This is a genomic window from Streptomyces sp. RLA131 (assembly GCF_056270125.1).
Map to the genome: position 1 here is coordinate 732,565 of NZ_JBWDOQ010000002.1, position 14,380 is coordinate 746,944.

A 14,380-nucleotide genomic window follows, 5' to 3' on the forward strand; every position below is an offset into this window, starting at 1 on the left:
GGCGAGCGTGATGACCCCGCCCAGCCGCGTCCACTGCCCCGGCAGCGGCGCAGGCAGCCCGCGCCCCCGCGATTCTCTCCCCCCGGAGCCTCTCCATGGCCACGCCGTCCGATGTCACCGCTGCCGACGCCGCCGCGTCCGGGCCGCCACCCGCCTCCGGAGCCGACGAGCACCCCTTCGGCGGCCCACCGCGGATCGTGCCGCGCCGGCACTTCGGCCGCTGGTCCGCGGCCGCCGCCGCACTGCTGGTCTTCGCGATGGTGGCCGGTTCCGTCGTCCGTAACAGCGCGTTCCAGTGGGACGTGGTGGGCCGGTACTTCACCACCGGCGCCGTGCTCGACGGGCTGCTGCTGACGCTGTGGCTCACCGGCGCGGTGATGGTGCTCGGCTTCCTGCTCGGCACCCTGCTGGCGGTGATGCGGCTGTCCGCCAACCCCGTGCTGCGCACGCTGAGCTGGGGCTATGTGTGGATCTTCCGGTCCACTCCGCTGCTGGTGCAACTGCTGTTCTGGTTCAACATCGGGGCCCTGTATCCCACAGTCGGGTTCGGTGTCCCCTTCGGCCCGCAGTTCGTCACCGTCAAGACCGTGAACCTGCTCGGACCGACCCTCACCGCGGTCATCGGCCTGACCCTGCACGAGGCCGCCTACGCGGCCGAGGTGGTGCGCGGCGGCGTGCTGTCCGTGGACGCCGGCCAGACCGAGGCCGCGCAGGTGCTCGGCCTCAGCAGATGGCGGACCATGCGCAGGATCGTCATTCCGCAGGCGATGCGGTCCATCGTGCCGACCGCGGGCAACATGCTGATCGGCACCCTGAAGGGCACCAGCATCGTCAGCGTACTGGCCGTGCACGACCTGCTGTTCTCCGTCCAGCTGGTCTACAACCGCACCTACCAGGTCATCCCGCTGCTGATGGTCGCCACCCTCTGGTACATCGCCGTCACCACCGTGCTCGGCATCGGCCAGTTCTACGTCGAGCGGTACTACGCGCGGGGCACCACCGTCGCGGTGCCTCCCACCCCGCCGCAACGGCTGCGGGCGCGGCTGCGCACGGTCACGGCCGCCGACGCGCGTCCGCTCCCCGACCGCGGCCGGTGACGCCGGGGCGGCGCGCGCACCTCACGTCCGGGCAGGGGGAACGCGCGGTCACAGGGCCCCGGAGCGCAGGGCGAAGGCGACCGCGTGAGTGCGGTTGCGCAGCCCGAGCCGGTTGGTCATGGCGCTCACGATGTTCTTGATGGTGCGCTCGGAGTAGTTCAGCTTCTGGGCGATCTCCACCGTGTCCAGCCCCTCGGCCAGCAGCCGCAGGACCTCGACCTCGCGGACCTCCAGCCCGGACGGCGTCAGCCCGAGCGGGGCCAGTACGTCGCGCTGGATCGAGCGCATCCGGTCGATCAGCCACCCCTGGACCGGCGCGGGCAGTTCGGCGTTGCCCTGGGCGGTCTCCCGCATCGTCTCCAGGACCTGCTGATAGCCGCATTCCTGACGCCACATCACACCGCGCAGCCCGTACTGGACGGCGCGGATCAGCTGGTCCTCCCGTATGCGGTCGGTGACCAGCACGATGCTCATGCCGGGGTTGGTGGACTCGGCGGAGAGCGTCTCCATCAGCCGGACCGTCTCCTCGCCGACCTCCGTCGTCAGCATCAGCGCCACATCCGCCTCCGCGCGGCGGTCCGCGGGGAGCAGCAGCACCCCGCGGCAGCCGCGCAGATAGGACGTCGCGCCCTCGCCGGTGATCCGGTCGTCGGCCAGGACCGTGATCGCAAGCATCCCCGTGTGTCCGCCTTCTCGTCGTGCCCGTACCCGCCGGCGGGCGCCGGCCGTCCCTCGTGTGCGTGAACCGGTTACGCCGGGCCCGGGGTGCCGCGCAGTTCGCGGCAGCGACGGGCGTACTGGCGCTGCCCCACGTACTTCCAGGCCAGCCGGCCGACGACGGGCACCCGGGAGAGGAAGAAGGCACGTTCCTGCGGGGTGGCGTCCTCCAGGATGGCGCCGAGTGCGAGCAGCACCTTGTTCTTCGGGATGGTCTCCAGCCCCCGGGCCCCGACCAGGTCCCATTCCGCGACGGTGAGGTGCTCGGCGATCAGCGGGAGCACGAACTCCTCCTCGTGGTCGAGGTGTTCGAGCAGCGTCGTACGGTGCTCGTCGAGGGCGGCGGCCAGTGCCTCCCCGGCGTCCTTGCCCGCGTCCTCGCGCCACGTCGCGAGCGCGTCGGCCACCGCGGCCAGACCGCGGTCGATGTCCTGGTGCTGCGTCTCCATCCGCGCCACCAGGCTCTCGTGGCCCTCGGCCCGCTCGCGCAGCAGCGGCCGGACGAGCTCGTCCTCCAGGCCGTGGTGGTGGTGCAGACCGCCCAGGTACTCCTGGACGTACCCGGCGAGCGTCGCCGCGCGCCCGGTGTCACCGGAGGGTACGGCGCGCACGAGCCGGGGCAGCAGGCGGGACTCGCGCCGGAACACCCGGTGGATGATCACCATCTCGTGGGTGTACGGACGCTCGCCCGCGAAACCGCTGTCGGTCGTACTGGTGGCGGACACGTGAATCTCCCCGAATGTGCTGCGTCGGACTGACGGGTCCACATCATCGGGGAACGCACTTGGCGGTTACTTGGCGTCCGGAGGGAACCGCCCCGCGGGCGGCGCGGCGCGCCCACCGGGCACGGCCCACGCTCCGCGCCCTCCCGCCGGCGAGTCCGACGGGTCCCCCGCCGCAGGATGGCGGTGCGTCGGAGCGGAGCCGGGAACGGAGCCGGTCCGGGCGCCGCCCGCCGGCGCCGGACGCCTACGGCACCGTCACAGGCCCACCACCGCGCCCGACGCGCGGAGTTCGTACTCCATGACGATCTCCTGCCGTTCCCCGGGCGCGAGTCGGAGGGCGTAGCACACGACGCCCTCGGCGTCGGGGCCCTCGGCGGGTTCGGGGTGGCAGGCCTGGGTGCGCAGATGTACCTCGACCGCCGATACCTCGGAGACGGGGATGCGTTCGCGCACGACGAGGGTGGTGGCCGCGCCCTCGGCCGTGGTGTCGAGCCTCGATACGAAGAGCCGGACCCGGCGGGTGATCACCGTACGGTGGTTGATGCCGGTCAGCCCTGTCGTGCTGCGGGTCTCCTCGACGTCGCGGACGACGCGGTAGGTGTCCTCGGTACCGAAGGCCAGCCGGAACTCCTCGCCGATCCCGGCGAAGGCGAGCTCCCCGCGGCCGACGAAGCCGCTGCCGCGCACCAGGTCCACCGGGCCGGCGAGCAGGACGTGCCCGGACGCGTTGGCCGCCCGGGCCACGAGGGCCACCAGCGGCGACAGTTCCGGGGAGGACGTCAGCCCGGCACGGCAGGGCGCGGTGAACGCCGACAGGTGCACGCGGTGCGGCTGCCCGTCGGACGTGACACTGACCGGCACCGCGGCCGCCAGCACCCGTACCTCGCCGCCGTCCTGGAGGCCGGGCAGATCCGTCGGGAGGGGACCGCCGGCACCCGTGGCCGCCGCCGGGGAGTCGGCGCCGACCGTGCGGATCTCCTCCTCGCGCAGATCCACTTCGACCGTACGGCGTTCCTCGGCGGAGCGGTCGCGCAGCACGAGGACGTCCTCGCGGAGCGTCGGCGGGTTCGCGGCGACGGTGGGCCGGGCGGTGGACAGCGACAGGCGGACCCCGTCCCAGTCCTCTCCGGTGCGCTGCCATACGACGGCGTCGGTCTCCAGGGCCACCGACTGCCGGTCCGGGGCGAGTGTCGCCCGGTAGGCGGGCCGCCACAGGGCGCAGGGCACCAGATGGGTCACCCGGAGCTGGGCCGGACCCGGCCGGTCCGCCTCGACGACCACTTCGACGAAGGCGGTCAGGGTCTCCGGCTCGTTCTCCGTGTCCGCCAGGACCCGGCGGGCCTGGCTCAGTTCCTCTTCGAGGTCACCCAGCCGGCGCCGCAGGACGTGCAGTTCCTCGCGCGGCACCTCGGCCTCGGTGTCGACGCGTTCCAGCCGGTCCGTCCAGCGCTCGGGGTCGGCACTGCCCGCTCCGGCCCCCTCGGTGATGTCCCGGTACAGGTCGGCCTTGGCCTGGGCGATGACCGCGAGCCGGCTCTCCAGCCGCTGCCTGTGCAGACCGGCGTCACGGATCGCCGTTTCGAGGGCGTGCACCTCCCGCCGGAGCACGGAGATCCCCTTTCCCGGCTCGCCGGGTCCGAGCCCGCCGGGTCCGCGCTCGCCCGGAGCCGGTGGGGTGTAGGCGCGGACGACGCGGGCGTCTACGACCCGCGCCCCGCCTTCGGCACCGGTACCGGGGTCGTCGAAGACGATGTCGGCGCGCAGGGACCGGTCCACGGCCAGGGGCGTGACCGGCCCGACGCGCAGCCGCTGCGCCCCCGCGACCAGGTCGACGTGGGCCCGGCGTTCCAGCTGGGCGCGGTCCTCCATGCAGGTCACCGCGGTGATCCGCGCCGGCGCCTGCGCCTGCGCCTGGGGTGCTGAGTCCGTCATGGTGTGGTCAGTCCCTCCGGTTTCCGCCGACCAGTGCCTTGCCCGCCGGGACCCGGACCTCGTAACCGCCCCTGAGGGTGGTGGTCCGGCCGGGCTCCAGCTCGACCCGCCAGACGCGCACCCCGTGCGGATAACGGTCGTCGTCCGGCTCCTCGGGGGCCGTCCAGGGCGGTACGGACGGGTGCTCCTCGATCCGTATGTCCTTGTCCGTGGTCACCGGTACGCGCTCGCGGACCTCGACCAGCACCGGGTGCGGGAGGCGGTTGGCCAGCTCCACCTCCACCGAGTGGTCCAGCACGGTCGTCCCCCCGCGCAGTCCGGCGGCGGACTCGCGCATATGGGCGCGCCGGGCCACCTGCACGCTCTCGACCACGCCGATCCCCACCCGCCGCCGCCGGCCGGGGGCGAGGGTGGGCAGCGGCGCGGTGAGGACGAACTCACCGTTGACCGTGACGTCGGCCGGTCCCGCCAGCAGCGGATGGCCGGAGGTGTTGGTCAGCACGATGGATCCGTACACGCGCTGGTCCTCGGAGGGCACGCACAGATACTCGGGCACCATCTCCACGGATGCCTCGCAGACGGGAACCGTGTGCCAGGTGCCGTCCGCCTCCACGTCGACGGGCGCGGAGGTGTCGAAGCGGTAGTCGAAGGAGCCGGCGGAGGACCGTACGGGGACGGTGTGCGACGGCGGCGCGAGCCGCGCCACGGACTCGGCGCGCCGCCGGTGCTCGGCGACGACCGCGCCGGGTTCCGACCCGCCGGGCCGCAGCTTTCCGCGGGTGCCCGGCTCGTCCGGGCCGGCCAGCGTCAGCCGCGCGTAGTCGAGCATGTCCTCGGTGGGACCGGCCGGCGGTGCGGCCGGGACCCCCGATGGTGACGGCGGCGGTGGCGGGGACATCAGGGGCGCGGCGCCCGCCGCCATCGGCGGCGGGCCCGACGGCGCGGCCGCGAGGGCGGGAGCGGCCGGGGGGAACGGGGCCGCACCGTACCCGGCTCCCGCCGCGCGCCGGGCCGACGACGGGGCCCCGCCCACCAGGGGCGCGGCGGGCCGCCGGGGCCGGGGCGGGGGCGGGGGCGGGGATTCGACGGGGGCGGCAGCCGCGTCGTAGCCGGTGAACAACTCCTGAAGTCCGGAGGGCGGTTCGCGCCATCCGGTCGGCGCGACGGGTACCGACTGATGCCGCCCGATCCGCAGCGACTGCAACTCGGGGATGTCGGTGCGCCGCAGCAGGTCGGCGGTGGACAGCCCCAGCCGCACGCCGGTCCAGTCCTCGCCGGTGCGCTGGGCCACGCAGGCCCGCAGGACGAGGGCCCCGCCGGCGCCGGAGTCCGTTGCGTCCAGCCGCAGTTGGTAGACGGGCGACCAGGTAGCCCCGGGCACCTGGTACTCGACCTCGATCTCGATCTCGATCTCGATCTCCGCGTCGGTCTCGGCACCGGCGCCGCTCCCGTCGAGCGTCAGGATCGCGGTGGCGTACTCCCTGCTCCGCCCGGTGTGGACGGCGCTCGACGCCTTCTCAACGCGGTGTACGAGCACGTCGGCCTGGTGTTCGGCCCGGCACAGTTCGTCCTCCGCGGTTCGCAGCAGGCCGTGGAGCAGCGCCAGCCGGCCGTCGAGGAAGCCGGCCAGGGCGAGCATGGACTCGACCGGCGCCCAGCGGGGCGCGTCCCCGCGCCGGGGCTGCGGCGGTACGGCGCGCAGTGCGGCGACCTCCTCGATCTCGGCCGCCAACCGGTCCCGGCTCGCGGTCAGTTCCACACAGCGGTCCTGGGCGTCCTCCAGGTCCAGCCGCAGCCTGGGCAGTTCGTCGGCCCGCTGGAGCCCGCCCGACCTCCTGACCCGTACGTCCGTCACCCGCAGGCCGGGTGGCCCGGACAGGACGCGGGCCCCTAGCGAGTGTTCGTACACCGTGACCGGCAGGCCCTCGATCCACACGGGGACCGGGGTCCCGCCGGGGCCGCCGACCGGCAGCTCACAGCGGGCACGCCGGGTGCACACGGCCCCGGTGGAGTGGACCACCACGGACTCCAGTACGGATTCCCCGCACAGCACCGGTTCCGCGAGTCCACGCCTGTCTGTCTCGGCCGTCACCCGTCCCCCTCACCAGCCCTCGCCTGATCGTGTCCGAACCATAGTCCTTCGCCCCGGCACGCCCCCTGACGACGTCCGCCCCCCGGTGCTGACAGAGCGTCACAACGCTGCCGGGGGCGACCACTTGGAGGTTTCGACATGCTAACGGTGACGGCCAGGGGCTCGTCGGTCACGCTCCGGATATGTAACGTGTCCGTACTGACCACTGGATTCCGGTGAAGAGTTCGGCCAACTTCACTCCGCCGGTCAGCCGTCAGGTCTTCGCACGCCGGTTCGCGTAATCGTCAGCCACTTCCTAGGGGGCTCCGTTCGTGTCGCACCAGCATCTTTTCTCCAGTGTTTCCTACCCGGTGTTCGCGTATCTGATGGCATGTCTGGGTTCCGCCCTGGGACTCGCATGTGCCAGGCGATTTCGCGCCCGGGGCCTCCGTGCGGGGTGGAACTGGCTGGTGGCCGGAGCGCTCACCCTCGGGTCGGGCATCTGGGGTATGCATTTCATCGCCATGCTCGGCTATTCGGTCGACGGGGTGGAGTTGCGATACGACGTCAGGACGACCGTGCTGAGCCTGGTCATCGCGGTGGGCATCGTGGGCGCCGGGATGCTCGTGGCCGGCCTGTGGCAGAACTGGATAACCCTTCTGAGCAGCGGTTTCATCGCGGGACTCGGGGTCGCCGCCATGCACTACATCGGCATGTCGGCACTGCGTTTCCCGGGCACGACGACCTACTCGACCTCGACCGTGCTGCTCTCGGTCGGCATTGCCGTCGTGGCGGCCACGGCGGCATTGTGGGCGACGCTACGGGTCAACAACCGTCTCACCATCGCCATAGCCGCGGTGGTCATGGGACTCGCCATCAGCGGTATGCACTACACGGGAATGGTCGCCGCCAAGGTCACGGTCGGTGGCGCTCTCCCCGACAGCGGAAGTGTCACCGGCATCGATTTGGTGGCGCCGCTGATCATCGGGCTGGTGCTCGAAGTGCTCCTGGTGTGGTTCGCCGTCCTGACGACTTCCGTGGAGGAAAGGCGCGATATCTCGCTGCGCGAGTACGATGATTCGCCGTCTCCGGTCGGCCCGCGGAATTCCTCCGGGAGTTACGAACAGGGTGCGCCGAATCTCTTCCAGGCGGGCGACCGTCCCACCTATCGTCAGACCCACGGGCGCCGGGCCAGGTAATCCCCCCTTCCCGCGGGGAAATCCGGCGGAGCCGCGGGGAGCGCCGGGAAGCCCCGCGGCCAGGGCCGCGAGGCTGTGCCCGCTCACAAACGCGTCGCAGTGCGGCAGCGCCGCGGCCATCCCGCCGGTGAGCGGGGCGTAACCGGCGGACGCCTTACGGGGGTCGACCCGGACGATGCGATGCGTGAGCCGGGCCGGCCGGGCCATCTCACGGGCGACGGCGGCCGGGGCCTCGCCCTCCCAGCCGTCGGAGAAGATCACCACCACGGCGCCCCGGACCATCCCCCGGCACCCGAAGCGGTTGTTGAACTCGGCCCGGCGGCGGCCGATGAGGGTGCCCCCCGACCAGTCGGACGCGGTGGCACCCGCACGCCGCAGAACCGTGTCGGCTTCGGTGTGCCGCAGCGCCGCCGTGAGCCGGGTGAGCCTGGGGAGTCGGGTGGCGAAGACGAACGCCTCGGCGGCCGCGCCCGCCGCGGCCCGCGGGAGAAGCCTCGGGCAGGCGCGGGTGCGGGGCTCCATCGAGCCGGAGATGTCGCAGAGCAGCACCGGCCGGCGGCGGCGCGTCGTGGCACGGCGGCGGACCGGCCGTACCGGTTCCCCGGGGTTCGTCGGCGCCATGGGGTCCCGCCGCACCCACGAGGAGCGGCTGCGCGGGCTCCGCGAGACCGCCCTCACCGACGGCGAACCGGCCCGGCTGTGCTCGCCCATCGGCCTGCACATCGGCCTTCGTCGGCCTGCACATCGGCGGACGTACAGCGCAGGAGACCGCTCTGTCCATCGCCGCCCGGACCGTCGCCCTCAGCCACGGCGGCTCCGGCAGCCCCCTCAGCCACACCTGCGGCCCCGTCCACGCCACTCCCCCGGTGCCGGCCACAAGCTGACGAACTCCCCCACGAGGACGTACGGGATGGACTACCGTGAATCGCCCGAACTGCGGGGCGGGCGACGGTAGTCCGTGACGGGGCGGAGGGGCGCGGTGGAGGCGGCAGAACCGGGCCGGGACGAGGCCGGCGAGAGCGGCGACGTGCACGGCGACCACATCGACTTCCGGGGTGGCGAGTTCCGGGGCATGGTCGCGGGAAAGGTGTTCGTCACCCAGTGCCGGCACTCCCCGCCCACGGCGCTGTCGGCGCTGCCCGCGGCGCCGGCCCGCTTCTCCGGCAGAGATGACGAACTCAAGGCACTGCTCGACGCGTTGAACCCCACCCATGGCAGGACGGCCCCCGGCGGCGCCCTGGGCTGCGCCGTGACCGGGCTCGGCGGAATCGGCAAGACCGCGCTGGCGCTGCACGCCGCCCACACCGCGCGCGACCGGGAGTGGTTTCCCGGGGGCAGTCTCTTCGTCGACCTCGGCGGCTACGACGCCACCCCGGTCACCGCCGACCAGGCCGTCACCTCGCTCGTCCACGCGCTCGGGGTCGGGCACGCCAACCTCCCGTCCGACAACGTGGACCCGTACACCCTCTACCGCAGCCGCCTCGCCCAGCTCTCCGACGACAACCGGCCGGTGCTCCTCGTCCTGGACAACGCCTCGGCGCCCGAGCAGATCTCCCCTCTGCTGCCCGGCAGTCCGGGGCACCGGGTCCTGATCACCTCCCGCGACTGGCTGGGCTGCCTGCCGGTCCGCGAGTTCGCCCTGGAGACCCTCAGCCCCGCCGACGCCGCGTCCCTGATCACCGGCGCCCTGAGCATGGGCCGCCCCGACGACCCCCGGCCCGCCCACGAGAGCGAGGCCGTGGCCGACCTGGCCCGGCTGTGCGGCCACCTCCCGCTGGCCCTGCAGATCGCCGCCGCGCTGCTGCGCCGCCGCCACCCGGGCCGTCCGGTCGCCTCACTGGTCGGGGAGTTACGGGCGGCGGCCGACCCGACGCAGGCACTGGTCAGCCACGGTGTCGACCAGTACGGCAGACGTCTGGCGCTGCCCCCGGTCTTCGACGTGTCGTTCGGCCGGCTCGACCGGGAACAGGCAGGGATGCTGCGGTTGCTGGCGCAGGCACCCAGCACGGAGTGCGGCACCGCCTCGGCGGCGGCCATGGCCGGCCTGGACCCTCCCGAGACACTGACCCTGCTGGAAGGTCTGGCCTGCGCCCATCTCGTCACACCCCACCAGGACCCGGCGGGGGCCGAACGCTGGCGGATCCACGACCTCGTACGCAGTTACGCGGCCGCACTGACCGCGGGTGATCCGGCCCTGGCCGAGGAAGGCCGGCTGGCCCGGGAACGCGCGCTGGGTTTCTACGGCCGGCTGGCGGATGCCGCCGACCGCCATGTACGGAGCCTGGAGCGGACACCTCAGGCCCTGGAGGGGCGTACGGCCGCGCTGGCGTGGCTCGACGCGGAGCGCGTCAATCTGGTGGCCGCCGCCCAGTGGACCGGGGACCGCTACGCGGCGGCGACCGTACGGCTGGCGCTGTCCCTGGCCGAATACCTGCGCTGGCGGCGGTACTTCGACGACTGGATCGCCGTCAACCGCTCCGCCCGCGAGGCCGCCCGCCACGTGAAGGACCACCACGGCGAGGCGACCGTCTGCCATCACCTCGGCAGTGCGCTGCTGCGGGCCGACCGGCACGGCGAGGCCATCGAGCCGCTGACCCACGCCGCAGGCCTCTCCCGCTCCACCGGCGACCGGACCGGCGAGGCCATGGCATGGAACACCCTGGGGCTCGCCCTGCGCAAAGCGGGCCGCTACGAGGAGTCGATCGCCACCCACACCCGGGCCCGCGACCGCTTCCGCACCACCGGCGACCAGCGCCATGAAGGCCGCGCCTGGCACAACCTCGGCCTCGCCCTGGACGCGGCGGGCCGCCCGCGACAGGCCGTCGGCGCCTTCCGGCAGGCATGCGCGACACACCGCACCACCGGGGACCAGGTGCTCTCCGGCGACTCCCTGAACAGCCTCGGCTGGGCCCTGCACGCGATGGGCCGCCGGGACGAGGCCATCACCGCGTTCCACGCGTCGGCCGACATCCGGCGGCAGTACGACAACTGGTACGCGACCGGGCTGACCCTGAACAATCTCGCCCTCGCCCTGGAAGCCGTCGGCCGCCAGGACGAGGCTCTGGCGGCCCGAGCCGAAGCCGCCGCCGCCTCGGCCCTCGCCGGCACGACCGCCGACGTCTACGGACACCTGCACTGAAAACCGCGTCGGCTTCATCCACCGGATGAAGCCGACGCCTGACCGGACCGCGAATTGCGCGACGAACGAGCTTTACATCGTCGTCGCGGAGAGCGGCTCGTCGCTCAGTCGGCAGATCGCTTCTGCGTGCCGAGCGCCATTCTCCTTCAGTGTCGAAGCCACTGCCTCACCGCCCGAAAGGCAGATGAGGGGAAGAAAAACGGCCACCACCACGATGCCAGTGATTCTGGTCAAGTCTGTCCTCTACCCGGCGCTCTGGCCTGCTCGAAGGAACGTATCTCCTGGCGGAGGTTTTAGCAGGAGCCCGTGGCTACGCGCAAACGACAGCACTATGCCAGCTCAGATGAGCGAATATGTGCAGCCTGACTGCGCTACCGACTCGGTCACACCTGACCATGATCAATCATTTTTGCACTTTTCTGAACGCGGAGCCATCCTCTCCCGCTCCGCCCGGAGTCTCGCGAGCGCATGGCGGGCGAGGTCCTGTTCACTCCCGGCATGGATGTCCCGGGAGAGCGCGAGAGCGGCTTCCAGGGTGGCCGAAGCGGCTTCGAGCTGCCCAAGTGCCAATTCGGCGGTACCGAGCAACCGCAAGGACTGGGCTATCTCGTGCGCCGCGCCGATCCGCAGGGCCATCGCGTGGGCGCTGTGGTGATGGGCCGCCGCCTCGCCGTAGTGCCCGGTGTTCTGCAGCACTTCGCCTATCGAATTCAGGGTGATCGCCTCATTCCTTCGGTCACCGAGGCGACGGAAGGTGAAAAGGGCCTCACGGTGGAGATCCAGCACCTCACCGGGACTCTCCGGGGCGTTCATGATATTCGCCAGATTGACCTGCGCCACGGCATAGTCCCACTCACTTCCGAGATCGCGGGTGATCTCCAGGGACTGCTCCAGCACCTGCCGGGCCGACACCCTGTCCCCCAGGGCCATCAGGAGGTCGGACAAATTATTCTGCACATTCGATTCTTCCCGCCGGTCACCCACTTCCCGGAATCCCGCCAATGAAGCCCGGAACAAATCCATCGCCGATTCATGCCTCCCCAGATACAGAAGGGTGACCGCCAGATTGTTCTGGGACCGGGCGATCTGCCAGGAATCCTTCTGGCGTTCGCGGATCTCCAGCGTCCTCGTCTGGTAGGTGTGGGCCTGATCGAGCCGGCCGAGATTCCAGGAGAGCCCGCCGAGCAGATGGAGCGCTTCGGCCTCGCCCTCACCGTCACCGGCGGCGCTCGCCACGGCGAGCGCACGTCGTCCGGCTTCGGCGGCCCTGTCGTACTGACTCGCGTGGGAGCAGACGGACGCCAGGTCGATCAGGGCGCGCGCCTCGGCCTGAAGGTTCCCCTCGTCGCGCCAGAAGTCCGCGGCATGCCGATGCATCCGCCGGGCTTCGTTCCAGTAGCCGCCGTCATCGAGGAAGGCCGACAGCGCATGGGCGAGGTGAGCGGCCCGGAGGGGGTGACCGTAGGTACGGGCGTGCCGCTCGGCGGCGATCAGCGCGGGGCGCTCGATGGTCAGCCAGTCCCGGGCCTCTCTGGCATCGCGCCAGGCAGGGATGGTGAACGCGTCGGTGTGACCGGCGACTTCGAGACGCGCGCGGCGCGGGAAGACGAGACGGTCCGCCTTGTCGACGGCCAGCACATAGAAATCGACGAGGCGTCGGATACGCGATTCGCGATCTTCCTCCGCGTCCTCGGCGACGGCGAGAGTCCTGGCGTATTCCCCCATGAGGTCGTGGAATCGGAAGCGGTCCGGCTCCGGCTCCTGGACCAGGTTCGAATCCAGGAGCGCCTCCAGGATCCGGTCGGTCTCGTCGAGCGGGAGACCGGTGAGCGCGGCCGCGGAATGCGAGCCGATTTCCGCGGCCAGATGGGTGCTGAGCGTGCGGAATGCCGCCTGCTCGACGGGAGTCAATGTCAGATAGGAAAACTCGAACGCGCGTGCGATCTCACGGTAGCCGTCACGAATTTCCATCAGCCTGCCGTGGCTCCGTGAGAGCCGGTGAATCAGGTGCCCGGCCGTCCAGGAGGACCGGGACTTCAAACGGCCGGCGGCAAGCTCGATCGCGAGTGGCAGATAGCCGCACAGGTGCGCGAGCGAGCGGGCTTCCCCCGGGTCCTCGACGCGGGTCGGATCGGCGAGCTGAGCGAAGAGCGCGACCGCGTCTTCGTCCGGCAGGATGTCGAGGGACATCGAACGGCCGCCCTGCAGACCCACCAGTCGGCGGCGGCTCGTCACGATGATCAAGGAGGTGGATTTGCCGGCAAGGAGGCGGCGAACCTGATCCGTTCCCGCGGCGTCATCGAGGACGACGACCATTCGACGGGTGCTCAGCATGGTGCGCCACAGCGCGGAGAGCTCGTCCACCTCGCCCGGGACAGCGGCGGCAGGGACCCCCAGAAGGCGCAGCAGCGACCTGAGGGCCGCCTGCGGAGTCAGTGGCTCCTCCCTGGGCGAATGACCTCTCAGATCCAGGTACAGCTGTCCGTCCGGGTACTGGTCGGCGAGGCCCCGGGCGGCGTGCAGCGCCAACGAGGTCTTCCCGACTCCCGGCATTCCGCTGACGGACCACAACCCGCACCCCGAGGGGCCCGACAAGGCCGTCCGGATCCGGGCCAGTTCGGTGGATCTGCCGATGAGATCACCCTGACCGGGCAGATTGCTGGGAGCCGGGTGCGAGGACGACGGGCGCTCCACCAGTGCGCCGCTGGGGACGCGGTCGAGAATGCGCCGATGGAGATCCTCGAGTGCCTCCCCCGGGTCAGTACCCAGTTCCGTGCGCAGCAGGCGCCGTGCGGACTCGTAGACGCGCAGAGCGTCCGACTGCCGGCCGGAACCGTACATCGCGATCATGAGATGGCCGATGACGGTCTCGTCCGTGGGGCACTTGGCGACCAGTGCGGTCAGCTCACCGACGGCGTCCGCGAAACCACCGGTCCGTAACTCGATGGAGATCCGGCTCAGAGCCGCGGAGAGCCATTCCTCCTCCATCTGCCGCCGGATGCCCTCGGCCCACAGGCCGGTCAGATCGCCGAGCGCCTCGCCTTGCCACAGATCCCGGGCCTGACGCAGCAGCGTCAGCGCCTGAGCCTCGTCGCCGCTGGCCAGGACCGAGCGAGCCGCCCCCACCAGTCCCCGGAAGCGGTGCCAGTCGACCTGGTCCGGGTCCACGTCGAGCAGGTACGCGTGCGCCTCCTGGACGATGCGCGTACGCGCCGCGGAATCCTCGGAGCCGGCCACCCTCAACCGGCGGCGGAGCCGGGCGGCGTACGTGTGCAGGCTGCTGCGCGGCTTGGCCGGCGGGTCCTCGTCCCACAGCCGGGAGGTGAGTGCGTCCAGGCTCACGGGCCTGCCGACGTCGACCGCCAGCGCGGCGAGCAGATGCCGCTCCTTGGCGGAGCCCAGCAGATCGTGGTCAGGGCGTCCGTCAGCGACGATTCCTACCGTGCCCAAGATCCTTATCTCGAACCGCCGCACCAGCGTCCCCTATCGCCGGTCCACCG

Annotated in this window: 9 protein-coding genes and 1 pseudogene; 4 read left to right on the plus strand and 6 right to left on the minus strand. The window is 71.7% G+C overall.

Going from position 1 to position 14,380, the window contains the following annotated elements:
• Positions 1-95: 95 nt before the first annotated feature.
• Positions 96-1,097, plus strand: a complete 1,002-nt coding sequence (locus tag RWE79_RS04150) for an amino acid ABC transporter permease (protein ID WP_475938633.1) — start codon at positions 96-98, stop codon at positions 1,095-1,097.
• A gap of 48 nt (positions 1,098-1,145) precedes the next feature.
• Here RWE79_RS04150 and RWE79_RS04155 read toward each other — a convergent pair whose 3' ends face one another.
• From RWE79_RS04155 to RWE79_RS04170, 4 genes are all read right to left on the minus strand, one after another.
• The gene (locus RWE79_RS04155) at positions 1,146-1,772 is read right to left on the minus strand and encodes a helix-turn-helix transcriptional regulator (protein WP_475938634.1); all 627 of its coding nucleotides are present in this window, start codon (positions 1,770-1,772) and stop codon (positions 1,146-1,148) included.
• A 74-nt stretch (positions 1,773-1,846) separates the two neighbouring features.
• Positions 1,847-2,539, minus strand: a complete 693-nt coding sequence (locus tag RWE79_RS04160; RefSeq protein WP_475938635.1) for a hemerythrin domain-containing protein — start codon at positions 2,537-2,539, stop codon at positions 1,847-1,849.
• A gap of 255 nt (positions 2,540-2,794) precedes the next feature.
• Positions 2,795-4,471, minus strand: a complete 1,677-nt coding sequence (locus tag RWE79_RS04165; RefSeq protein WP_475938636.1) for a DUF4139 domain-containing protein — start codon at positions 4,469-4,471, stop codon at positions 2,795-2,797.
• Between the two features lie 7 nt (positions 4,472-4,478).
• Positions 4,479-6,563: a DUF4139 domain-containing protein gene (locus RWE79_RS04170; protein ID WP_475938637.1), complete on the minus strand. Its 2,085-nt coding sequence runs from the start codon at positions 6,561-6,563 to the stop codon at positions 4,479-4,481.
• A gap of 311 nt (positions 6,564-6,874) precedes the next feature.
• On the opposite strand from RWE79_RS04170, the gene RWE79_RS04175 reads away from it, so the two are divergent.
• Positions 6,875-7,741, plus strand: coding sequence for an MHYT domain-containing protein (locus tag RWE79_RS04175; protein ID WP_475938638.1), 867 nt, complete (start codon positions 6,875-6,877; stop codon positions 7,739-7,741).
• Between the two features lie 123 nt (positions 7,742-7,864).
• On the opposite strand, the pseudogene RWE79_RS04180 reads toward RWE79_RS04175, so the two are convergent.
• Positions 7,865-8,290: pseudogene (locus RWE79_RS04180) on the minus strand (VWA domain-containing protein); the annotation flags it as partial.
• Here RWE79_RS04180 and RWE79_RS04185 point away from each other — a divergent pair.
• Positions 8,181-8,696 carry an XdhC family protein gene (locus RWE79_RS04185; RefSeq protein WP_475938639.1) on the plus strand — a complete coding sequence of 172 codons (516 nt, stop codon included), beginning with the start codon at positions 8,181-8,183 and terminating at the stop codon, positions 8,694-8,696. The pseudogene RWE79_RS04180 and the gene RWE79_RS04185 overlap by 110 nt on opposite strands.
• A 24-nt stretch (positions 8,697-8,720) precedes the next feature.
• Complete coding sequence (locus tag RWE79_RS04190; RefSeq protein ID WP_475938640.1) at positions 8,721-10,880, plus strand: tetratricopeptide repeat protein; 2,160 nt, start codon at positions 8,721-8,723, stop codon at positions 10,878-10,880.
• 399 nt (positions 10,881-11,279) lie between these two features.
• Here the strand turns inward: RWE79_RS04190 and RWE79_RS04195 are convergent, their stop codons facing one another.
• Positions 11,280-14,354, minus strand: a complete 3,075-nt coding sequence (locus tag RWE79_RS04195) for an AfsR/SARP family transcriptional regulator (protein ID WP_475938641.1) — start codon at positions 14,352-14,354, stop codon at positions 11,280-11,282.
• Positions 14,355-14,380 lie beyond the last annotated feature (26 nt).